The 22,634-nt window shown below is 42.4% G+C and carries 18 protein-coding genes; 11 read left to right on the top strand and 7 right to left on the bottom strand.

All coding sequences use genetic code 11. The annotated features are described in order from the left end of the window. The first annotated feature begins 1 nt into the window (after position 1). The 7 genes from FMM05_RS09660 to FMM05_RS09630 all read left to right on the top strand — a co-directional run bounded on the left by FMM05_RS09660 (position 2) and on the right by FMM05_RS09630 (position 8,693). Positions 2–1,183 (top strand): aldose epimerase family protein, encoded by a 1,182-nt coding sequence (locus tag FMM05_RS09660; RefSeq protein ID WP_143373161.1) that lies wholly within the window; start codon positions 2–4, stop codon positions 1,181–1,183. A gap of 4 nt (positions 1,184–1,187) precedes the next feature. Beyond that, positions 1,188–2,123, top strand: coding sequence for a glycoside hydrolase family 43 protein (locus FMM05_RS09655; RefSeq protein WP_143373160.1), 936 nt, complete (start codon positions 1,188–1,190; stop codon positions 2,121–2,123). Between the two features lie 231 nt (positions 2,124–2,354). Further along, positions 2,355–4,454, top strand: a complete 2,100-nt coding sequence (locus tag FMM05_RS09650) for a sensor histidine kinase (protein ID WP_143373159.1) — start codon at positions 2,355–2,357, stop codon at positions 4,452–4,454. Next, entirely contained in the window at positions 4,451–6,580 is a 2,130-nt protein-coding gene (locus FMM05_RS21165) for an ATP-binding protein (protein WP_235894391.1), read from the top strand. The genes FMM05_RS09650 and FMM05_RS21165 overlap by 4 nt, the downstream gene beginning before the upstream one ends. A 63-nt stretch (positions 6,581–6,643) precedes the next feature. Continuing rightward, positions 6,644–7,018 (top strand): response regulator, encoded by a 375-nt coding sequence (locus FMM05_RS09640; RefSeq protein ID WP_143373158.1) that lies wholly within the window; start codon positions 6,644–6,646, stop codon positions 7,016–7,018. After that, positions 7,018–8,061 (top strand): adenylate/guanylate cyclase domain-containing response regulator, encoded by a 1,044-nt coding sequence (locus FMM05_RS09635; protein WP_143373157.1) that lies wholly within the window; start codon positions 7,018–7,020, stop codon positions 8,059–8,061. The genes FMM05_RS09640 and FMM05_RS09635 overlap by 1 nt, the downstream gene beginning before the upstream one ends. Before the next feature lie 326 nt (positions 8,062–8,387). Next, positions 8,388–8,693 carry a hypothetical protein gene (locus tag FMM05_RS09630; RefSeq protein ID WP_143373156.1) on the top strand — a complete coding sequence of 102 codons (306 nt, stop codon included), beginning with the start codon at positions 8,388–8,390 and terminating at the stop codon, positions 8,691–8,693. A gap of 41 nt (positions 8,694–8,734) precedes the next feature. Here FMM05_RS09630 and FMM05_RS09625 read toward each other — a convergent pair whose 3' ends face one another. After that, the gene (locus tag FMM05_RS09625) at positions 8,735–9,919 is read right to left on the bottom strand and encodes a vWA domain-containing protein (RefSeq protein ID WP_143373155.1); all 1,185 of its coding nucleotides are present in this window, start codon (positions 9,917–9,919) and stop codon (positions 8,735–8,737) included. A 146-nt stretch (positions 9,920–10,065) separates the two neighbouring features. On the opposite strand from FMM05_RS09625, the gene FMM05_RS09620 reads away from it, so the two are divergent. Further along, a complete protein-coding gene (locus tag FMM05_RS09620) occupies positions 10,066–11,880 on the top strand; it encodes a tetratricopeptide repeat-containing sensor histidine kinase (protein WP_143373154.1) in 1,815 nt (604 codons plus the stop codon). Then, on the top strand, positions 11,877–12,626 hold the full coding sequence (locus tag FMM05_RS09615) for a LytR/AlgR family response regulator transcription factor (RefSeq protein ID WP_143373153.1): 750 nt from the start codon (positions 11,877–11,879) through the stop codon (positions 12,624–12,626). The genes FMM05_RS09620 and FMM05_RS09615 overlap by 4 nt, the downstream gene beginning before the upstream one ends. On the opposite strand, the gene FMM05_RS09610 is transcribed toward FMM05_RS09615, so the two are convergent. From FMM05_RS09610 to araA, 6 genes are all read right to left on the bottom strand, one after another. Then, positions 12,627–13,010, bottom strand: a complete 384-nt coding sequence (locus FMM05_RS09610) for a hypothetical protein (RefSeq protein ID WP_143373152.1) — start codon at positions 13,008–13,010, stop codon at positions 12,627–12,629. 136 nt (positions 13,011–13,146) lie between these two features. Next, on the bottom strand, positions 13,147–14,106 hold the full coding sequence (locus tag FMM05_RS09605) for a transketolase family protein (protein WP_143373151.1): 960 nt from the start codon (positions 14,104–14,106) through the stop codon (positions 13,147–13,149). Positions 14,107–14,210: 104 nt separating this feature from the next. Next, on the bottom strand, positions 14,211–15,056 hold the full coding sequence (locus FMM05_RS09600; protein ID WP_143373150.1) for a transketolase: 846 nt from the start codon (positions 15,054–15,056) through the stop codon (positions 14,211–14,213). A 2-nt stretch (positions 15,057–15,058) separates the two neighbouring features. Then, entirely contained in the window at positions 15,059–15,727 is a 669-nt protein-coding gene (fsa, locus tag FMM05_RS09595; protein ID WP_143373149.1) for a fructose-6-phosphate aldolase, read from the bottom strand. An 87-nt stretch (positions 15,728–15,814) separates the two neighbouring features. After that, a complete protein-coding gene (locus tag FMM05_RS09590; protein WP_143373148.1) occupies positions 15,815–17,521 on the bottom strand; it encodes a sodium:solute symporter family transporter in 1,707 nt (568 codons plus the stop codon). A 43-nt stretch (positions 17,522–17,564) separates the two neighbouring features. Beyond that, a complete protein-coding gene (gene araA, locus FMM05_RS09585) occupies positions 17,565–19,058 on the bottom strand; it encodes an L-arabinose isomerase (protein ID WP_143373147.1) in 1,494 nt (497 codons plus the stop codon). Between the two features lie 345 nt (positions 19,059–19,403). Here araA and FMM05_RS09580 point away from each other — a divergent pair, with 345 nt between their 5' ends. Together FMM05_RS09580 and FMM05_RS09575 are read left to right on the top strand one after the other, a co-directional pair. Continuing rightward, positions 19,404–20,534 (top strand): MFS transporter, encoded by a 1,131-nt coding sequence (locus tag FMM05_RS09580; RefSeq protein WP_143373146.1) that lies wholly within the window; start codon positions 19,404–19,406, stop codon positions 20,532–20,534. Between the two features lie 103 nt (positions 20,535–20,637). Beyond that, entirely contained in the window at positions 20,638–22,563 is a 1,926-nt protein-coding gene (locus FMM05_RS09575; protein WP_221932260.1) for a glycoside hydrolase family 97 protein, read from the top strand. Positions 22,564–22,634 lie beyond the last annotated feature (71 nt).

Raw genomic sequence — 22,634 nt, 5'->3', positions numbered from 1 at the left:
TATGAAAACACCTAATATTATAGCGGCTTCGGTAGTATCGGCCCTGCTTATGGTTGCCTGCCAGGAAACTAAAAAAGAAGAACCGGCTGCAGGTAAAGAAACTGCCGTTGCAGATACAACTTTAGACACACATCTTAAAAAAGAGGATTTTGATGCCACTGTAGACGGTAAAAACGTAAGCCTTTACTATATAAAAGCTGATAAAATAACTGTTGCTTTTACCAACTACGGAGCCCGTATTGTAGGGCTTTGGGTTCCGGATAAAGACGGCAAAATGACTGATGTTGTGGTTGGCCCAAACAGCACCAAAGCATATCAAAATTCTACCGAGGTTTATTTTGGCGCAACCATTGGCCGTGTGGGCAATCGTATTGCTAAAGGTACTTTTACCTTTGATGGTAAAACCTACCACATACCTCTAAATAATGACAAGAACAGCCTTCACGGCGGTAAAAAAGGCTTTCAGGGCATTGTTTGGAATGTACAGCAGCCCAACGAAAAAACACTGGTGTTTACCTATACTTCACCAGATGGCGAAGAGGGTTTTCCCGGTACTTTAAACGTTAAGGTTACCTATAGCGTAGATGACACCCAAAACCTGAAAATGGAGTATGAAGCCACTACCGATAAAAAAACACCGGTAAACCTTACCAACCATGCTTTCTTTAACCTTAATGGCGAAGGCAGCGGTACAGTATTAAACCACAAGGTTAAAATAAATGCCGATAAGTACACCCCGGTTGATGACGGCCTTATCCCGTTAGGCAATTTAGCAGCCGTGGCAGGCACACCGTTTGATTTTACAGACTTCCACACTATTGGGGAACGTGTTGAGGCTAACGATAAGCAACTTAAGAACGGCAAAGGGTACGACCATAATTTTGCCCTTAAAACGGGAGCTGCAAATGCAATGAACGAGGCCGCAACGGTTGTAGGCGATAAATCGGGTATTGTAATGAAAGTTACCACGCAGGAGCCTGGCTTACAGTTTTACAGCGGCAACTTTATGCAGGGCAAGAACACGTTTAAAAGTGGCGCAAAAGACGATTTCCGTACCGCGTTTGCCATGGAAACCCAACACTACCCAGACGCTCCTAACCAGAAAGATTTCCCATCTATTATTTTAGAGCCGGGAAGCACGTATCACACGGTATCGGATTATCATTTCAGTACCGAAAAATAAGCTTATGAAAGTTTTTAAACTGTTATATTTCATATTGTTCGTTTGTGCGCTGCAAGCGCAGGAAAAGAACCCGCTATTGGCCGACCCAACCATTTTTGAAAACAACGGCACCTACTACCTCTATGGTACAAAAGGTGCTAAAGATATTGATGGCGAAGGCTTTTTAGTATATACCTCAACCAACCTTATCCATTGGAAGAAACCCGAAGGTACAAAAGATGGCTTTGCTTTTAAAAAAGGCGATGGCTTTGGCACCAAAGGCTTTTGGGCGCCACAGGTGTTTAAGTACAACAACAAATTTTATATGGCCTATACGGCCGATGAGCAAATTGCAATTGCAAGCAGCGATAGTCCGGTTGGTCCGTTTACAAATGATGGCAAGGCTTTAGCATCAGATGTTAGGCAGATAGACCCTTTTGTATTTTTTGATAATGGCAAGATCTATATGTACCACGTTCGATTAGAAAAAGGCAACCGCATTTTTGTAGCCGAGATGGAAAACGACCTGAGTGCTATTAAGCCATCTACCCTTAAAGAGTGTATTACTGCCACAAAACAATGGGAAGATACCGAAAAGGTACAATGGACGGTTACCGAAGGGCCTACCGTACTTAAACAGGATAATTTGTATTACCTTATTTATTCGGCTAACGATTTCAGGAATAAAGATTACGCCGTGGGGTATGCTACCGGCAAAACCCCATACGGGCCGTGGGAAAAACATGATAGTGCATTTATTTCGCGCACTATCTTAAAATATCCGGGCACCGGCCATGGCGATGTATTTTACGATAAAAAGGGCACTATGTATTACGTGTTCCACACTCATTTTTCTGAAACAGAGGTAGCCCCACGCAAAACGGCTATCATCCCTATAACATTAAAGAACAAAACTTTATCGATACAAAAAGGTAAGGGTTTAATTTGGTTAGTTCTATAGAGTGCACACGGAGTGCACACACTTCACTTCCGGGAGCCATTCGTAAAGAATGGCTCTCTTTTTTTTATACCATATTTAGCTAACAGGTTAAGCCTGTTATTAACTTGGCTGCTGTTATTGCATAAGTTAGGTAATACACCTATATTAGCTAAATTTTAACATTTTACAAAGCTTTTATAAAAGTAGTGAGAAAAAGCAGGTAAAGTACCTTTACATCAACCAACCAGACCAATGAAAAAAATTTTACTATTCTTATCGCTATTGTTGTTTGCGCTACCTGCATTTTCGCAGCAAAGCTGGCCGGAAGCCTTTGTTATCAAGACAGATTCGCTTATATACCAGGATTTAAATGACAATAACTGGCAGTATATTAATTCGGGCGAAAAGATCATCACCTTTAAAGATATCATTACACCGAAATACACCAAAAGGTTTTTGCCCGCCAAGCGTACAGTAAGTTTTCAGAATCAAAAATCGCATATCTGGCTGCGCTACAGGCTTAAAAATAACTATCCGCATGCTAAAATAATTTCATTTACCTCTATAAGGGATAATGAGCATATTTACATTAGTAATAAAGATAAATGGCTGCATTTTAAGAGCGGCGATATGATACCCTGGAGCAAAAGGGATGGTATTAAAGGCCTTAACCAGGTAACCTATACCCTTGCTGCTAATGAAGAAGTTTTGGTATATGCAGATCTTGGCGAGGTTGTTTTTTATACCGGCGTAACGCCCGGTATTGGCGATTACTTAAAAATTATTAAAACTAAATATCTTGAACAACCAACATATACTACTGATGATATTTTATCATTTGGTTTTTTTGGTTTCATACTTTTTGCGGTAATTTTTAACCTGTTTTTTTACTATGTAAACCGCGAAAAAGTTTACCTGGTGTACTCGTTTTTACTTTTATTTTCGGCGCTTTTACTGGCTATGGAGGTATTCTCATCGCTTTTATTTGCAGAGAACAGAGAAGCTTATCCGTTTTTTATAGGCATAACCATATTGGGTTTCATTATTATGTTTATCCACACCATCCGTTACTTTTTCAGGATAAGTATTCATTTCCCCAACTGGGACAGGTTTTTAATTTACTCATCTGTACTTATTGGTATCATTGGGATTCTCATATTTGTAGGCTATATAATGCATGAGGTGCTCTTCTTAATAATAGTATGCGGATTCTCAGTACTAATTGTGCTTGCCTTCCTTGTGGCTTCTATAGTAATGATCATTTCACTACTGCGTAAAAAAGATAAAGAAGCCCGTATTTTTGTAATTGCAGCCGTGCCCTTTTTAGTAAGCCCTATCATTGCGGTAATAGTACAGTGGGACTGGATTGTTACCACCTTTGGTATGTGGACAATACTGGTGCTTTCATGGGGTATGTTTGCCCGTTTTAAATCGCTGCAAATTGCAAATGCACGTGTAGCCCTGGAAAAAGAAGAAGAACGTACCCGCCTTATAGCCGCCCAAAAAGTAGAGCTGGAACAGCAGGTAGCCGATCGTACTGCCGAACTTCAAAACTCTATAGAGGAACTGAAACTCACTCAGAACCAGCTTATACAATCTGAAAAGATGGCAAGCCTGGGCGAGCTTACTGCCGGTATTGCGCACGAAATTCAGAACCCTTTAAACTTTGTAAACAACTTTAGTGATGTAAGTGTCGAATTGCTTCAGGAGCTTAAGGAAGAGCTTGAAAAGGGCGATGTTGAAGAAGCTACCGCCATTGCCGATGATGTAATTGGCAACCTTGAAAAAATTGCCCACCACGGCCGCCGTGCCGATGGTATTGTTAAGGGCATGCTACAGCACAGCAGGGCATCATCGGGGCAAAAGGAACTAACCGATATCAACACATTATCAGACGAATACCTGCGCCTTGCCTATCATGGGCTACGAGCCAAGGATAAGAGCTTTAACGCTGAACTGATTACCCATTTTGAAGAAAACCTGCCTAAGGCAACCGTTGTACCACAGGATCTGGGCCGTGTGCTGCTCAACTTATTTACCAATGCTTTTTACGCTACCCAACAGCAAAAAAACATTGAAGGCGAAGGCTTTAAACCTACCGTATCTATAACTACCATAGCTACAGGCAATTCAATAGAAATTAGGGTAAAAGATAACGGTACCGGCATACCCGATGCCATAAAAGACAAGATATTACAGCCTTTCTTTACTACAAAACCTACTGGGGAGGGCACCGGCCTTGGCCTGAGCCTTAGCTACGATATTGTTGTAAAAGCACACGGCGGCACTATAGATATTATGAGCGCCGAGGGCAAGGGGTCTGAATTTATAATTACCATACCAGTAGGATGAAATTAACATTGATATTTCACTTTTGGATGTTGGTTTTCGCTTTTACGGCAACAGCACAAAGTACCCAATATACCATAGACAACCTCCCTGAAAAAGGTTTGCTTTTAGAGACCGGCTGGAAATTTAAAAACGGCGATGACAGCTCTTGGGCGAACCTGAATTTTGATGACACCGGATGGAAGGATATCGACCCGTCTTTACCGTTGCATTCGTTACCACAGGCTCAAAATAGTGTTAGTTGGCTGCGCCTTACATTTAAAGTGAATGATACTTTAAAGGGTAGGCCTATCTCAATCTGCATTGAGCAGTTTGGAGCATCAGAAATTTACCTTAACGGGAAAAAGCTATACACCTTTGGTACTGTAAGTGCTGATGCTAACAACGAAGTAGGCCACAATCCGCAGAGCCTGCCCGTTACATTGCCCTTATCTGATGATAACCACCAGGTACTGGCCATACGGTACAGTGCGCACAGCCCTGCGTTGTACAACATTACAACCATGCTGCCCATGTTTAATGCAACCCTTTTCCTGCCGCAGTATGGCGAAAAATGGTACAAACGAAATATCGATTCCGGTTTTAACCAGACTATCGTAACAGGCTTGTTTTTAATGCTGTCTATACTGCATTTGTTCCTGTACCTCAGCCACAGGAAAAAGAGCATCAACCTCTTATTTTCCATATATGCCTTTACCATGGCAATTGCCCAGTTTAGGGGTGTTTTTGGGGCAACCAAGCCGTTAATGACCGAACAATTCATCAGTTCATTCCTGTTCAACATCTCGGCGCCGTTTGCCGGTATGGTGTTTTTATATGCTATTTACACCTATTTTGGCCAACGCAAAAAAGCCTTGTTTTATATACTACTGGTTTGTTGTGTTTTATCGTCCGTGCACCAGTTCATTTCAGGCGATCCTATGAAGCAATTATCCACCAACCTTGCGGTGGTGTTAACCTTAATTGAGGCCGCCCGGATAGGCTACATTGGTATGAAAAAAGGCATACAGGGCGGTACCCTGTTTTTTGCAGGGCAAATAGCATCGGTAATTACCTTTTTACTGCTGCCTGTTGCAAGCATCTACTCACCGTGGAGCTTTTTTTACCTCTTTTCATATGATGTTGCTTTCCTTATCCCTCCCCTGCTCGTATCATTTATTTTAGCGAGAGATTTTGGTTCAACAAATAAACTATTAACCCAACAGCTTAAGGATATTGAAGGCCTTTCGGCTATAAACCTTGCCCAGGAACAGGAAAAACGTCTGCTGCTGGCCAACCAAAATACGCTGTTAGAACAACAGGTCGCCGCACGTACCGCCGAACTGCAAAGCTCTTTAGAAGACCTTAAACAAACCCAGGCACAGCTTATCCAAAGTGAGAAAATGGCAAGCTTGGGCGAACTTACTGCCGGTATTGCGCACGAAATTCAGAACCCGCTTAACTTTGTAAATAACTTTAGCGATGTTAGTATTGAGCTTTTAGAAGAAATGGGCGAAGAGCTGGACAAAGGCGATACCGAAGAGGTTAAAGCAATAACGGCCGACCTGAAACTCAACCTCGAAAAAATTGCCCATCACGGCCGCCGTGCCGATAGTATTGTAAAAGGAATGCTGCTACACAGCCGTACCTCAACCGGGCAAAAAGAACCTATCGATGTTAACGCACTGGCCGATGAATACCTGCGCCTTGCCTACCACGGCCTGCGTGCTAAGGATAAGAGCTTTAATGCCGATTTGGTTACTAACTTCGGCGAAAGCCTGCCTAAGGTAAATGCCATCTCGCAGGATTTGGGCCGCGTGCTGCTTAACTTGTTTACCAATGCATTTTATGCCACCCAACAAAAGAGCAAACAGTTTACCGATGGCAGTTATAAACCCGTGGTTGAAGTAAACACGCTGCAACAAGACAATTCGGTACAAATTATAGTAAGAGATAACGGCACCGGTATACCGGATGCTATTAAAGATAAGATTCTTCAGCCATTTTTTACCACCAAGCCTACGGGCGAAGGCACCGGGCTGGGCTTAAGCCTTAGTTATGATATTGTGGTTAAAGTACACAATGGCACCATAAATATTGAAAGCACTGAGGGCGAAGGCTGTACATTTTTTATTAACATTCCTTTATAATTTATGATACCTGCTTTTAAGCAATTTTTAAATTATTATATTTAACCAAATTATAATACAGCCATGAAAATACTTGTAGTAGATGATGAGGCCGATGTGCAACCGCTTTTCTTACAGCGCTTTAGAAAAGAAATAAAAAATCATGAGGTAGATTTTGACTTTGCCCTTTCGGGTGAGGCGGCACTAAATTATTTAACGGAGCATCACTCTGAAGTTGTACTTATATTATCAGACATCAACATGCCCGGAATGAGCGGCCTGGAGCTGCTCTCTAAAATAAGGCATGAGTATAGCGCACCGCCCCCTGTTGTAATGATGGTAACCGCTTATGGCGACGAAGAGAACCACAGGCAGGCTATGGAAAAAGGCGCTAATGATTTTTTAACCAAACCCCTTGACTTTAATTTACTTAAAGACAAACTAAAACACCTTACCTGATGGCCAAGATACTTGTTGTGGATGATGAAACGGATCTGGAAATACTCGTAAAGCAAAAGTTCCGTAAAAAAATACGCGAAAATATTTATGAGTTTGTTTTTGCAATAAATGGCGAAGATGCCCTTGATAAAGTTAAGGAGCACCCTGACCTTGATGTTGTATTAAGCGATATTAATATGCCGGTTATGGATGGGCTTACCCTGTTAACACGCCTGGCCGAAGCTAACCCAAGCCTTAAAGCGGTAATGGTATCGGCCTATGGCGATATGACAAATATTCGCCTTGCCATGAATAAAGGTGCCTTTGATTTTTTAACCAAGCCTGTTGATTTTGAAGACCTTGATGTTACCATACAAAAAACGGTAAACTACTCAAGGCAGGTGCAGGAAACCATAAAGGCCATAAAAGAGAACAACATACTTAAAATGTATGTAGATGAAAATGTGCTTAATTTTATGGCACACAAAGAATTTGAAAACAGCCTGTTAAAAAATGAATTGCTGGATGCTACCGTAATATTTATTGATGTTTGCGGGTTTACGTCCATCACAGAGCAAATTCCGGCCAATACGGTAGTTACCCTCCTTAACGGACTTTTTGATAAAATTGTAACCGAAATTATAGCCCAGAGCGGCCACGTAGATAAATTTATGGGCGATGCCGTTATGGCTGTCTTTAGGGGTGAGTTTCACTTAGACCGGGCGTTAGACGCTGCCCTTGCCATAAGGGAACAGTTAAAAGATGAAGACGAGATTGCTTTAGGCGGCACTACTTTTAAGCCACAGGTATCTATTGGCATTAACTCTGGCGAAATGGTATCGGGCAATATAGGGTCGGCATCCTTAAAGCGGCTTGACTATACCGTAATTGGTGATGTGGTTAATTTAGCACAGCGTTTACAATCGGCTGCCAAGGCTGGGCAGATATTAATTACCGAAGAAGTATACCACAAAATAAAGGAATCATTCCACTGCAAGTATGTGGGCGATTTTTCACTTAAAAATAAAGCAAAACCGGTTGTTACTTATGAGGTTAATGAGTAAACCTATAGTGTTTATAACTAAAAATGCCTTTGTGATTTTACAAAGGCATTTTTAGTTATAAACATTAACAACCCAATTGGTTTACAATGCATCTTATCATTCCTTTAAGTTTTAAAAAATGCAAATAATAAAGCCATAAATAGAAAATAAGCAGTATACCACTGCTAATCAAATCATTAACAGTAATTGTCAAAAAAATCATGTTAATCAAATCATAACAAAACCTGTATTAAGTAATAAGTGATTAAATGTTTAAATAATATATATTCGTATGTATAAATTAAATTTTAAGCCATAAAATAGTTTAACCTTATACCTAAGTACATATGATAAAAGACTACAAAACCTATGCGCAAGATTTGTACAACATCAAGGTAAGTACGCTACCCAGGATAACAAAAGAAATTAATGATCCTGATAAAATTCTATTAAACAGAATCATTGAATTACGGTCGGAACTGCGTAAAAACCTTGATGAACTTCTGGATGAATTCATGTTAGAAAGCAAGGAAATAACACCGGAAACCGTAAAACAAATAAAGAGTGTTAATAATCGGCTTTTAGATAAGTTCTATATGATGGCAAATGGTGTTAGGAACAAAACCAAGCCTCAAACTAAGCCTCATCAATAATAAAAAGCCTTCTTGACGGAAGGCTTTTTACATTTACACTACTATTTCTCTACACTATATCCTTTAATCTTTGCAAAAGCAATTATAGAGGTGCTCATGGCATTACCCAAATCATCGTGAGAATTAGTTTTCTTGGTTTCATTATCAATATACTCCTGGCGTTTTTTAGCCAGCTCTCCAATTTCTTTTTGTATGGCTTCCCTTTCTTTGGCTTTGGTATCTACAAAAGCTTTAATCTCGGCAGTGCTTTTATTTTGAAGCTCTTTAGGCAGCTCTTCTTTTTTAATTTTAGAAACAGCATCCTTATCCTGCTTTACTTTATCTACTAAATCCCAGCTATCGTTTTTATAAACTTCTTTAGATTTACTTACGGCACGCTCGGTATAATTAGATTTAGAAACCGTCCTGGCATTGTTATCCTGCACTTCTTGGTTCATTTTTTTACTTTCGCCTTCACGGCCGTAGTTAATGTAGGTTTTGTTCATCCTCTCATTACAAATGGTTATTTTGTCATCATACGGTGTTTCTACATACTGCACTGCCTTATCAGAATCTATATTAAAAAACTTGCCACTACCCTTATCGGCACCGTCTTTCCAATGCAGCTGAACACCCTCTGCCTGACTGCCACAGTAAATAGTATTTACATAAATATTGCTTTTTAAAGCATCAGATATTGCCTCCTTATAACTTATCCCCCCTTGGTCAAAACCCTCGTTACCTGCAATGTAAAGCAGTTTCATATCGTTAGTGTTGGCTCCCCATTTTAATTGCTGGGTAGCATCTTTAATAACAGCCCCACAATATTCAGATCCTCCGTTGGTGCGCAACGTAAACAGCTTTTCAGAGATAAGGTCTAAATCAGTAGTTAGCGGTGCCACCTGACGAATGTAATTGGTTTGCTGCCCCAGGCCATCGTTACCATACTCGTACAGCGCAATTTCTATATCCGGTGTTTGTCCGGAATATTTTAGGGTAGTAAGGGTGTTTACAATATTCCAGAGCCTTGCTTTAGCCTGGTCTATAAGGCCGTCCATACTATTAGAGGTATCCAGCAATAGCGCAACCTGTATTTTGTTGGTTACATTTGGCTTTAGGGGTTGTTGCTGTGGCTGTGGTTCTGTAATAGTGTTCAAAGCTACAACAGGTTCCTGTTCTTGTTGTTTGCAGCCTGCAAAGCTTAATGATGCTGTTAAAAGCAGTACTGATAGTGTGATAGTTTTCATGATCGATGGTTTTATGATTATGAAACAAATGTATATTGCATTTAAAAGCACATTTTGGAGAAAGGGTAAAACCGCCTCATCAGTTGGTAAAAACAGTAGGAAAAGCGTTTGAAAATAATTTACTTTACATTTATAAAAAAATTGCAATGCGCTTTACGTCAGCCTGCTTTATAGTACTCCTGATGCTGTTGGTACCAAAGGGTATAATGGCACAGGATACAATTAAAAAATCTAAAAAAGAGAGTCCGCAAAAGCAAATTAAGTCGGCGGCCAAAAAACTTGAGAGCTCATTTGAAGTGAATGACGATAACGCTATTGCCAAAAACTACGAGTTGCTTGCCGATGGCTTTACCGATAAGGGCGATTATGCCAAAGCCGAAGAATACCTTGGCAAGGCGTTGGCACTCTACACCAAGCTAAACAACAGTACCAGTAAAGCCCGGGTTTTTAGGAACCTGGCTAAGGTGCAGGAATTACAAAATAAAATAAGCTCAGCACGGTCTAATTATAAGGTTGCCAGCGAAAATGCTACCAGCGAAAGCGTCGAGCAACTTAACAGTAACGACTTTAACCGGCTACGGCAATCTAACAATCCGGTGGCGCAGGATAAATATGTAAAGGATAATATACAGTTGCTGGATAAGGAAAACAAAAAAGAAGAAGTTGCCGATGCCTACGTGCAGGAAGCCAAAATAAGCCTGCAAAACAGCGACAAAAAGATGGCGATTGAGAGTTATAAAAAAGCCATTCCTTATGCCGAAAGCGCCTCTAAAGAAGTGAGCATTAATAAAGAGATCGCAAAAATATATACCGATGACAACCTGTTTACCGAAGCCATAAACATTACCCGCGAGCTGCTTCAAAAAGCGGAGGATAAGAACGATTACACCACGCAAATTACACAGTTGCAGTCGTTGGCATCCATTTATTTTAAGCAGGGCAATCCTGATGATGCCGTTAAGACCCTGCGCGAAGCCTACACACTTGCCTCGCAAAAAGGGCGCACTACAGAGGTTAAAAAGAGCCTGGGCGAGCTTGTACATTATTACCGATCTAAAGGCAATGACAAAGCCGCAATGGCTTTGTATGAGGAGTTCTTCAGCGATTTTGAGAGGCTCATCCATGCCGATAGCACACTTACCGATGCCAAAGCGCTACAGGTTACCGAGGAGAAGATCCGCCAACTGGAAAAGGAGAAAGTACTTAAGGATGAGCTTATCTCACGCAAAAATACGTTTAACTATTTCCTGTTAGGGTCGGTACTACTGCTCATATTGTTTTTTGGGTTTATTGTTAAGGCGCTGTATTCCATCAAGACAAAAAATAAGGAAATTGCATTGCAATCGCTGCGCCGCGAAATGAATCCGCACTTTATATTTAACAGCCTTAACAGCGTGAACCAGTTTATTGCGCAAAATAACGAGCTGGAGGCCAACAAATACCTTACCTCCTACTCTAACCTTATGCGCAACACGATGGAAAATTCTAACAAGGATTTTGTTACCCTTGCCAATGAGACCGAGCACCTTAAAAAATACTTAGGGCTGGAGCACATGCGCTTTAAAGATAAGTTTGACTTTACTATTACCGTTGATGATAACCTGGACCCGGAAACCACTTACATACCTAACATGATCATACAGCCGCACCTGGAAAATGCCATTTGGCACGGGCTACGCTATAAAGAAGATAAAGGCCTGCTACAGCTTAGTTTTGCGCTGAAAGGCAACAAGGTAATTGCTACAGTTGAGGATGATGGTATTGGCATTACACGCAGTAGCGAGCTTAAAACAGAGAACCAAAAGGTGCACCAGTCCCGCGGGATAACCAATACTAAAGAGCGTATTACCCTGCTGGGCGAACTTTATAAAAAGGATATAGCATTCAATGTATCCGAAAAAGAACTGCCGCTTACCGGCACCGTTGTACAAATTGTTTTCCCGTTAATAAATAAAATATGATGGCGCTGCAAAAAATAAGGAGTATAATTGTTGAGGACGAAGCCGCCGCAAGGGAGGTGTTGCGCAACTACCTGTCGCGTTACTGCCCACAAATTGAGGTTATTGGCGAGGCGCAAAACAGCCGCGAAGCGGTTCCGTTATTGCATGAGTTACATCCCCAGCTGGTTTTTTTAGATGTGGAAATGCCTTTTGGCAATGCCTTTGATGTGCTGGAAGCCTGCAACGGCCTGCAATTTGAAACCATTTTTGTAACGGCTTTTTCAGAATACTCGCTTAAGGCGCTCAACCGTAGCGCGGCGTATTACCTGCTTAAACCTATTAGTATTGAAGAGCTTATTGTGGCTGTAAATAAAGTACAGCAGCAAATTGTAAACCACGAGCTGTTTAACCGCAACAGGATCATCGTAGAGAATTTCAGGGAAACCAAACCCGAAAAGCAACAGGTTATCCTGCCTACTCTTGAGGGTTTTGAAGTGGTTAAAATGGAAGATATCATCCGGCTTAAGGGCAATGGTAACTTTACCGACCTTTTCCTTACCAACGGCAGCAAAAAAATGGCGTGCCGCTTTTTAAAGTATTTTTCTGAGATATTGCCACTGCCTTTTTTACGGGTACATAAATCGCATATTGTGAACCTTACTTTTGTAAAGCTGTACAATAAAGGTGGTTACCTTACCCTACAGGATGGCAGCGAAATTGAAGTTTCGCCAACCTATAAAGAAGATTTCTTAAAGAATTTTAAGTAATTATTTTTCTACCTCTTTTTGCATTACCTCAATTTCGGTTTTCTCTTTTTTAATGGCCTGGCGCAGCAGGGCAAAAATACTCATGTAAAAGTTGGCTACAAAAACCAGGGCAAACTCTGCAATAAGGTAGCCCCTCCAATCGGGCAGTAGTAAATGGAAATCGGTTACCACTATAAAAAAAGCGGTAACGTAATGACTAAAACAATACTCGCAGGTAAAAAGGTAAAAAAACTTTCTTTGCAATAATGTCTTGCCATTTTTACTACAGTTAACGCAGTACTCGCGGGGTTCACGAAATACTTCTTCGTGCGTTACCGTCCAGGCAACACAGCCAATGGGCAGTGGAAGGGTAAAAAGCCAAAAAAGCTGGTTAGCAATATCCATACAATAAAGTGTTATAGCTTACATTAAAGATACTATAAATTAGTACAGGCGGTACTACTGCCTTAAGATTAGTATAACAAAAATCCCCCAAAGCCGGAGCCATGAGGGATTTCTTATCACTATAACCAAACGTTTGTTACGCTTTTTTTCGCGCAATAACTTTTTTAACTGCTTTAATAATATGGTCGGCATCCAGTCCATATTTTGTCATTAGCTGGGCAGGGGTCCCGCTTTCGCCAAAACTATCATCTACAGCCACATATTCCTGCGGTGTAGGGTTAGTTGTAGATAGTAATTGGGCAATACTGTCGCCCAACCCACCAAGCCTGTTGTGTTCTTCGGCAGTAACCACGCAGCCTGTTTTAGCTACCGATTTTAATACCGCCTCTGCATCAAGTGGCTTAATGGTATGTATGTTAATGATCTCTACATCTATACCTTCTTCGGCAAGCTTCTCACCCGCTTGTATGGCTTCCCAAACAAGGTGGCCGGTAGCAAATATAGATACATCGGCACCTTCGTTAACCATCCATGCCTTTCCTATTTCAAACTTTTGGTCAGCATCTGTAAACACAGGCAGTACCGGGCGGCCAAAACGCAAATACACCGGGCCTTCATACTCGGCAATGGCAATGGTAGCTGCTTTGGTCTGGTTGTAATCGCAGGTGTTGATAACCGTCATACCCGGAAGCATTTTCATAAGCCCAATATCCTCCAGTATCTGGTGGGTTGCACCGTCTTCACCCAGGGTTAACCCGGCGTGCGAGGCGCATATTTTTACATTCTTATCAGAATACGCTACACTCTGGCGAATCTGGTCGTAAACCCTGCCGGTACTAAAGTTGGCAAACGTACCCGTAAACGGAATTTTGCCCCCTATGGTCATACCGGCAGCAATGCCTATCATGTTAGCCTCGGCAATACCTACCTGTACAAAACGCTCCGGGAAGGCATTGATAAAGTCCTGCATTTTAAGCGATGCCACAAGATCTGCACAAAGTGCCACCACATCGGGGTTGCGTTTACCGGCTTCTAAAAGCCCATCGCCAAATCCCGACCGGGTATCTTTTTTTTCTGTATATGTATATTTTTTCATATCGGCCCCCTATCCCCCGAAGGGGGAATTCCTATTAGGGGTAATAGGATGTTTGAATTATGTTTGCAACCACACTTGTTCCCCCTTTGGGGGTAAGGGGGCCTTTAATAATCACCTAAGGTTTCTTCCAGTTGTGCCAGTGCCAGCTCAAGCTGTGCATCGTTTGGTGCTGCACCGTGCCATTTGTGGCTGCCCATCATATAATCTACTCCGTGGCCCATACCGGTTTTAAGCAGGATCATGATCGGGCTGCCCTTGCCTGTAAGGGCTTTTGCCTGGGCAAGTACATCAAGCACCTGTGCCATGTCGTTACCTTCGCCTTCTAAAACCGTCCACCCAAAAGCCACGAATTTAGCTTTAAGGTCGCCTAAAGAAAGTACCTGGCTTGTAGGGCCGTCTATTTGCTGGCCGTTGTAATCTACTGTACAAATAAGGTTATCTACTTTATTGTGCGGGGCAAACATTGCGGCTTCCCATATCTGGCCTTCCTGCAACTCGCCATCGCCATGAAGAGTGTATACAATACTGTTATCGCCGTTTAGCTTTTTGGTAAGCGCCGCGCCAATGGCAACGCTCATGCCCTGCCCTAACGAACCCGATGCAATACGGATACCCGGAAGGTGCTCGTGCGTGGTTGGGTGCCCCTGAAGCCTTGTATTAAGCTTACGGAAGGTAGCTAACTCCGACTTATCAAAATATCCTGAATGGGCCAGTACGCTGTAAAATACAGGCGATATGTGCCCGTTAGAAAGAAAGAACAGGTCTTCGCCTTTACCATCCATCTCAAACCCCTCTTTGCGGTTCATGGCCTCAAAATACAGGGCTACCAAAAAATCCGTACATCCAAGAGATCCTCCCGGGTGTCCACTTTGGCAGCCGTGTACCATCCTTACAACATCGCGGCGCACCTGCGATGCCACCTGCTCTAAATAAGCTATATCGTGTTTCATAATTATACAGTTGCTGTAGCCGCTGCCTTTGCGTGGTCTGCCAAAAACTGGGCAAGGCCATTATCGGTAAGCGGGTGTTTTAATAACGATTCTATTGCGCTAAGCGGGCCGGTTATAACATCGGCACCCAGCTTGGCACAGTTTACAATGTGCATGGTATGGCGTACTGATGCCGCAAGAATCTCCGTTTCATAACCGTAGTTGTCATAAATAAGGCGGATATCCTCAATTAGCTGTAAACCATCGGTAGATATATCATCCAGACGGCCTATAAACGGCGATACATACGTTGCCCCTGCTTTAGCGGCAAGCAATGCCTGCCCGGCAGAAAATACCAGTGTTACGTTAGTTTTAATACCTCTTTCAGAGAAATATTTAGCGGCTTTAACGCCGTCTTTTATCATCGGCAGCTTTACAACAATGCGCTGGTGCAAAGAAGCAAGCTCTTCGCCTTCGGCCACCATTTCATCAAATGTAGTAGCAATAACCTCGGCACTTACGTCGCCATCAGTAATGTTGCAAATATCTACATAGTGCTTTAATATATTATCCTTGCCCGTTATGCCTTCTTTTGCCATGAGCGAAGGGTTGGTGGTAACACCGTCAAGTACACCCATATCGTGGGCATCCCTAATTTGTGCAAGGTTTGCAGTGTCAATAAAAAATTTCATATTCTTTCTTTTTTGGTTGTCAGTTTACTTAACGGTTGACAGTTGTTGGCTGCCTGTTGCCAGTTGCTTGTTGTATTTGGTGCTTTCCTACCAGAATGTTATATAAAGGCCTGCAACACACAACAGTGTTACCACGATAAGTGCAAGGGTAGACGGTGCCACCTTAAACATTGTAGTATCCAGCTCGAATGCCTTGGGATTGATCTTAGGGCCTGCAAGGCTCATAACAATCATTAGCAACAGCGTAAACACGAACGACCAGCCCATACAGATAAGGAACGGAATTTCGTAAACACCTGCTTTGTTCATATAGCCTGTCCATAACCATGTTTCGGGTCCAAAAACATCTACCGCATAGCTGTTAAAGAATATTGACAGTACAAAACCTGCAATAACACCTGCAACAGCTGCTGCACCTGTAGTACGTTTCCAGAACATACCTAATAGGAACATGGCAAATACACCCGGGCTAAAGAAACCTGTATATTTCTGGATGAAGGTAAACCCACCTTCGCCACCTATACCCAAGGCATCGTTCCAGGTAAGTACTACCGAGAAGATGATGGCGGCAAGGATAGCCAGACGGCCTACGATTACCAGTTTTTTCTCTTCTGCATCTTTGTTGATGTACCTTTTGTAGATATCTAATGTAAAGATGGTAGAGATACTGTTTGCCTTACCCGCAAGCGAAGCTACTATAGCTGCTGTTAACGCCGCTACAGATAAGCCTTTAAGGCCTGTTGGCAGGTAACCTAATATGGCTGAGTATGCGTTATCTGAGTTAAAGGCATCGCCCACACCCATTTCGGTTTGCAGTGCGCCATTTTTATATAGTACATAAGCCGCGATACCCGGTAGCATTACAATAACCGGCATGGCAAGCTTCATGAAACCTGCAAACAAGATACCGGTACGTGCCGTTTTAAGGTCGGCGCCAAGGGCACGCTGTGTAATGTACTGGTTACAGCCCCAATAGTTAAGGTTAACAATCCAGATACCTGCAAAATACATGGCGATACCCGGTAACATAAGGTATTTGTTTACATCGGCCTGTGTAGCATTCGGACCCGGTTTTTCAACCATAAGCTTAAAGTGGTCCGGCGCGTCTTCCATCATTTTAGTAAAGCCTGCAAGGGCATCGGTACCTAAGCCAAAATGCTCACTTACCATAGTAAGGGCAATGTAGGTTGTAGCCAGTCCGCCAATTACAAGTACTACTACCTGTATAACATCGGTAAAGCCTATTACTTTCATACCGCCAAGGGTAATTACCAGAGAGAATATCGCCATAGCGATCACAATCACGTGAAAATGCTCCGGCCCCGCCATATTGGCAATAGCTATGGCACCCAGGTAAAGGATAGAAGTTAAGTTAACAAATACGTATAAAAACAGCCAGAAGATAGCCATGATAAGGCTGGTAGTCTGGTTGTAACGCGTTTCCAGGAACTGTGGCATGGTAAATATCCTGTTCTTAAGATAAACAGGTATAAACCACACGGCCACGATGATAAGCGCAATAGCAGCGATCCACTCGTAGGCGGCTACTGCCACACCCACAACAAAGCCGTTACCGCTCATGCCTATAAACTGCTCGGCAGATATATTACTCGCTATAAGCGAGGCTCCGATGGCCCACCATGTAAGCGAGCCTTCGGCAAGGAAAAAGTCTTTAGAATCAGACACTTCTCCTTCTTTTTTCTTCTTGCTCTTGTAAATCCAGTAGCCGTAGCCCGAGACTAAAAGAAAGTAAACAATAAATATTACGTAATCAATGGTAGAAAACTTGCCCATAATTTAAATTTGGTTTGGTTATAGCGGTGCCTAATTTAGCACTTTACAATTTATAAGCAGCATCATTCCATCTAATTTCGTTTCTAAACTGGTCCAGTTTAGTATCCTTCCCTATACGCAGGAACTCAATCCCCGCCATATCAGTAAAGTCCTGTATCAATTCAGCCGATAAATTCTGGCTGTAAGCAGTGTGGTGTGCACCACCGGCATAGATCCATGCGGCACATCCTGTTTTCATATCAGGCAGTGGTTTCCATAAAACACGTGCCACAGGCAGGTTAGGAAGCTCTTCTACAGGCTCAACAGCCTCTACCTCGTTAACGATCATCCTGAAACGGTTGCCCATATCTACTATAGATGCGTTAAGCGCAGCGCCACCGGCAACGTTAAACACAAGCCTTGCAGGGTCAGCTTTACCGCCTATTCCAAGTGGGTGAACCTCTAACGATGGCTTAGTACTTGCAAGCGATGCATCAATTTCCAGCATGTGCGATCCAAGAACCAGTGAGTTATCCGGTGCAAAGTGGTAGGTATAGTCTTCCATAAAGCCGTTACCGCCTTCAAGACCTGCACCCATTACTTTAAATGCACGCACTAATGCAGCGGTTTTCCAGTCGCCTTCTCCGGCAAAGCCATAACCGTCAGCTAATAAACGCTGCACAGCAAGTCCCGGTAGCTGTACCATACCATGAAGGTCTTCAAACGTATCAGAGAAGCCTTTAAAGCCCCCATCCACTAAAAATTTACGAAGCGCGATCTCTATCCTTGCAGCCTCATGTACCGATGAATATCGTGCACCACCCGGCTTAAGGTCATCTGCTATTGTATATAATTCCTGGTATTCTGCAACCAGTTTTTCGATATCGTTTTCGGAAACAGCATCAATTAAAGCTACCAAATCGCCTATACCATAACTGTTTACAGAGAAACCAAATTTAAGTTCTGCTTCTACTTTATCGCCATCTGTAACGGCAACAAAACGCATGTTATCGCCAAAACGGGCAAATTTGGCACCCTGCCAGTCATACCAGCCTGCAGCAGCTCTTGTCCATGCGCCTATTTCGGCCAATGCCTCAGGATCCTGCCAGTGACCTACAACAACTTTACGGTTTTTGCGCATGCGCGATACCATAAAACCAAACTCCCTGTCGCCGTGTGCGCTCTGGTTAAGGTTCATAAAGTCCATATCTATTGAACTCCACGGTATATCGCGATTGTATTGGGTATGAAGGTGTAGTAACGGTTTGTTAAGAACGCTTAGGCCACGAATCCACATTTTAGCGGGCGAAAACGTGTGCATCCAGGTAATAACACCAATTACATTATCGGTAGTGTTTGCAGCCAATAAGGTATCATAAATTTCCTGAGTTGTTTTTACGGTAGGCTTAAAAACAACGCGCACCGGTATTTGTCCCGCAGCATCAAGGCCTGCGGCAATTGCTTTAGAGTGTTCTGCAACCTGATTTAAAGTTTCTTCACCATATAAGTGCTGGCTTCCTGTTATAAACCAAACTTCAAATGTTTTTAAATTTATCATAGTATGTAATTAAATAAAAAGATTGTTTTTGAAAAATTGCGCCCTCTAACAACTGTTAAAATGCTAACTTATAATCGTTAAAGAAAACAAAAATTAATAAGTGTCGAAATAACACTAATTTTTTGACATATACAAGCAATCGATTGAAAAAATATAAAGTTGTTCAAAATTTAATCTAAAAATTGTCATTAAAGTTAAAATCGGCCTTCATAAATAAAGTATATTATTTCAAGGCATTACAGTAGCTTCGTAACAAAACAATGAAATTTAAATAATAACTGTTAAAAACACACTTATTGATATATCTTTGTTATTGAAATAAAACCTACCCTACTTTTTTATACTATGAGCCATTCACCGCGAGTTTTTAGAACCGCTGTAGCTGCAATGTTCTTTATGGCGGGCTTGTGTTTTGCAAGCTGGGCTTCGCGTATAGCTACCATACAACAAAAACTATCTTTATCTGAAGCCGAACTCGGCGGCGTGCTCTTTGCCCTGCCCGTAGGCCTTATGCTCTCGCTACCCCTTGCGGGCTGGGCAGTTACAAAAATCGGCAGCCGGAAAGTGTTGGCGTTATCACTTACCTTATATGCCTTAGCGCTTGTTGGCCTCTCTTTTTGTAGCAGTACGTTTTTATTAGTGGGATGTTTAGTGGTCTTTGGCCTTGGCAGTAATGCTGTTAACATATCGGTTAATACACAGGCGGTTGCAACCGAAGCTTTGTACCCCAAACCCATCATGGCTTCGTTTCACGGCTTGTGGAGCCTTGCCGGCTTTCTGGGCGCAAGTATAGGTACGTTAATGATAGCCAAAGGCATTATACCCGAAACCCACTTTATCGCCATTGCTGTTGTAATTGTTGCCACAGTACTTATATGCTGGAACTTTTTACATAACGACCGCAGCCCCGCCAAAAGCGGTTCGGCGTTTGTAAAGCCCGATAAATCGCTGATTACGCTGGGTATTATTGCCTTTTGCTCTATGGTGGTTGAAGGAGCAATGTTCGACTGGAGCGTTATTTATTTTAAAAAAGTGGTTCAGGCCGAGGAAGCCTGGATAGGTGCCGGATATACCGCAGGCATGTGCTTTATGGCGGCCGGACGCTTTGTAGCCGATTGGTTTTCGCACCGCTTCGGGCTTAAAACTACGCTGCAACTTAGTGGCGCGTTAAGCACAACCGGATTATTAATAGTGGTTATATTTCCAACCTTTACTCCTGCCTTAATAGGCTTTATGCTTATTGGCGCAGGTATATCATCGGTAGTGCCAATGGTGTACAGCGCCGCCGGAAGGAGCACTACAATGCTGCCGGGCCCGGCCATCGCCGCTGTCTCAACAATAAGCTTTATTGGCTTTTTAATTGGCCCGCCCGTTATCGGTTTTCTTGCCGAAGCCTTTACCCTTAAAGTATCCTTTTTGTTTCTTGCGTTAATGGCATTTTGCGTAATTGTCTTTTCTACAAGAGCAAAAATTTAAAGGCTTTTGGCAACTTCATAAAAATGTCCTTATAATTTTTATAGAATTCTTGTTCCGCAAACGTTTTTTTGTATATTTATAAATGTAATTTAAACACTTATAAATGATGAAGAATTATTTTTGCGGGGCACTGTTTGTTGCCCTTGCATCCTGCTCATCGTCTAACAACAAGACAGCAGACAACGTGTCCAGCCCTAACGGAAACCTTACGGTTGACTTTGGTATTACTAAAAAGCAACAGGCCTATTACCTTGTTAAGCGAAACAAGCAAGTAGTTATTGATACTTCTTACATTGGGTTGATTAGAAAAGACGAGAACTTTTTTAATGAACTGGCTATAGCATCAATTTCAGATGAAGAAAAGATTTCTGACTCTTACAGCCTGCTTCACGGCAAAAAGAAAGATGTAACGTATAAAGCCAATCAAAAAATATTACACCTTGAAAACAAGAACGGTAAAAAGCTGGATGTTGTTTTTAATGTATCCGATGATGGTTTTGCTTTTAAATACAAATTCCCCGAAAAATCTGATGATGTAAAATACATTACCGAAGAAAAAACAGCCTATAACTTTAAGCCTTCGGCGAAAGCCTGGCTACAGCCTATGAGCAAGGCAAAATCGGGTTGGGAACAATGCAATCCCGGTTATGAGGAATACTACCAAATGGACGTTCCGGTAAATGCTAAATCGCCAATTGGTGAAGGTTGGGTATACCCTGCCCTATTTAAGGAAGGCGATACCTGGATGGCAGTTTCAGAAACCGGACTGGGCCGTACCTACTGCGGTACCCACCTGGCTTATGATGACGCAGCCAAAGTTATGAAGGTGGTTTTCCCACAGCCCAAAGAGATATTTACCCCGGATGCTGCCCTTAACCCTGAGGCCAAATTACCGTGGGAAACACCCTGGAGAATTGTTGCCATTGGCGATTTAGAAACGGTTACCAACTCAACGCTTGGGACCGACTTAGCCGATAAGGCGGTTAGCGATGATACATCTTACATTAAACCGGGCATAGCTTCTTGGAGTTGGGCAATTTTAAAAGACGATTCGGTTAACTATGATACTACTAAAGAGTTTATAGATTATGCTGCCGATATGAAATGGCCGTACTGCCTTATTGATGCCGGTTGGGATACGCGCATTGGCGAGCCTAAGATCAAAGAGCTGATTGCTTACGCCAAAGACAAAAACGTTAAGCTAATACTTTGGTACAATTCCGCAGGTAGCTGGAACACCGTTAAATATACCCCTAAGGATAAATTCCTTACAAAAGAAAGTCGCGATGCCGAATTTAAAAAACTGCATGACTGGGGCATTGCGGGGGTTAAAGTTGATTTTTTTGGTGGCGATGGCCAGTCGATGATCGCTTATTACCACGATATACTGGACTCTGCTTTAAAGAACCAGATACTGGTTAACTTTCATGGTGCTACATTGCCCCGCGGTTGGCAGCGCACCTACCCTAACCTTATGACTGCCGAGGCTATTAAAGGTTTTGAGTTTATATCTTTTGAACAAAATGTGGCCGACCAGGCACCGAGCCACTGCGCTATGCTGCCGTTTACCCGCAACCTGTACGAGCCTATGGATTTTACACCTATGGCTTTAGATAATATCCCTAACATTAACAGGAGGTCTACCAGCGCGTTTGAGTTGGCTCTGCCTACATTATTCCTGTCAGGGATTCAGCATTTAGCCGAAACACCACAAGGCATGGCTAAAATGCCGGAGTTTGTAAAAGACTACCTAAAAGACATTCATACCAATTGGGATGAGAGTAAATTATTGGCAGGCTTTCCCGGTAAAGATGTGGTTATGGCCCGCCGTAAAGGCAATGTTTGGTTTATTACCGGCATTAACGGTGAAAACAAAGCGAAAGACATTACCATAGACCTAAGTTTTATAAAGAAAAACGGCTACATGATTACCGATGGCGCTACTGCCCTGTTTGATAAAACCGATGTTAAACCCGGCAAGACTACCGTTACCTTAAAACCTTATGGCGGATTTGTTATGAAGTTTTGATGCAGCTTGTAGAGACGCATTGTATGCGTCTCCCACTATAATTTACATGAGACGCAAGGCATTGCGTCTCT

The sequence above is a fragment of the Flavobacterium zepuense genome (assembly GCF_007097145.1).
Taxonomy (GTDB): domain Bacteria; phylum Bacteroidota; class Bacteroidia; order Flavobacteriales; family Flavobacteriaceae; genus Flavobacterium; species Flavobacterium zepuense.
This window is presented reverse-complemented; position numbering and strand designations above follow the sequence as displayed.

Excerpts from the sequence above, each read along its gene's own strand:
- FMM05_RS09630 (WP_143373156.1), top strand. The coding sequence starts at position 8,388 with ATGATAAAAGACTACAAAACCTATGCGCAAGATTTGTACAACATCAAG.
- FMM05_RS09605 (WP_143373151.1), bottom strand. The coding sequence starts at position 14,106 with ATGAAAAAATATACATATACAGAAAAAAAAGATACCCGGTCGGGATTT.
- FMM05_RS09600 (WP_143373150.1), bottom strand. The coding sequence starts at position 15,056 with ATGAAACACGATATAGCTTATTTAGAGCAGGTGGCATCGCAGGTGCGC.
- FMM05_RS09640 (WP_143373158.1), top strand. The coding sequence starts at position 6,644 with ATGAAAATACTTGTAGTAGATGATGAGGCCGATGTGCAACCGCTTTTC.
- araA (WP_143373147.1), bottom strand. The coding sequence starts at position 19,058 with ATGATAAATTTAAAAACATTTGAAGTTTGGTTTATAACAGGAAGCCAG.
- FMM05_RS09615 (WP_143373153.1), top strand. The coding sequence starts at position 11,877 with ATGATGGCGCTGCAAAAAATAAGGAGTATAATTGTTGAGGACGAAGCC.
- FMM05_RS09575 (WP_221932260.1), top strand. The coding sequence starts at position 20,638 with ATGATGAAGAATTATTTTTGCGGGGCACTGTTTGTTGCCCTTGCATCC.
- FMM05_RS21165 (WP_235894391.1), top strand. The coding sequence starts at position 4,451 with ATGAAATTAACATTGATATTTCACTTTTGGATGTTGGTTTTCGCTTTT.
- FMM05_RS09580 (WP_143373146.1), top strand. The coding sequence starts at position 19,404 with ATGAGCCATTCACCGCGAGTTTTTAGAACCGCTGTAGCTGCAATGTTC.
- FMM05_RS09635 (WP_143373157.1), top strand. The coding sequence starts at position 7,018 with ATGGCCAAGATACTTGTTGTGGATGATGAAACGGATCTGGAAATACTC.
- FMM05_RS09660 (WP_143373161.1), top strand. The coding sequence starts at position 2 with ATGAAAACACCTAATATTATAGCGGCTTCGGTAGTATCGGCCCTGCTT.
- FMM05_RS09610 (WP_143373152.1), bottom strand. The coding sequence starts at position 13,010 with ATGGATATTGCTAACCAGCTTTTTTGGCTTTTTACCCTTCCACTGCCC.
- FMM05_RS09590 (WP_143373148.1), bottom strand. The coding sequence starts at position 17,521 with ATGGGCAAGTTTTCTACCATTGATTACGTAATATTTATTGTTTACTTT.
- FMM05_RS09625 (WP_143373155.1), bottom strand. The coding sequence starts at position 9,919 with ATGAAAACTATCACACTATCAGTACTGCTTTTAACAGCATCATTAAGC.
- fsa (WP_143373149.1), bottom strand. The coding sequence starts at position 15,727 with ATGAAATTTTTTATTGACACTGCAAACCTTGCACAAATTAGGGATGCC.
- FMM05_RS09655 (WP_143373160.1), top strand. The coding sequence starts at position 1,188 with ATGAAAGTTTTTAAACTGTTATATTTCATATTGTTCGTTTGTGCGCTG.
- FMM05_RS09650 (WP_143373159.1), top strand. The coding sequence starts at position 2,355 with ATGAAAAAAATTTTACTATTCTTATCGCTATTGTTGTTTGCGCTACCT.
- FMM05_RS09620 (WP_143373154.1), top strand. The coding sequence starts at position 10,066 with ATGCGCTTTACGTCAGCCTGCTTTATAGTACTCCTGATGCTGTTGGTA.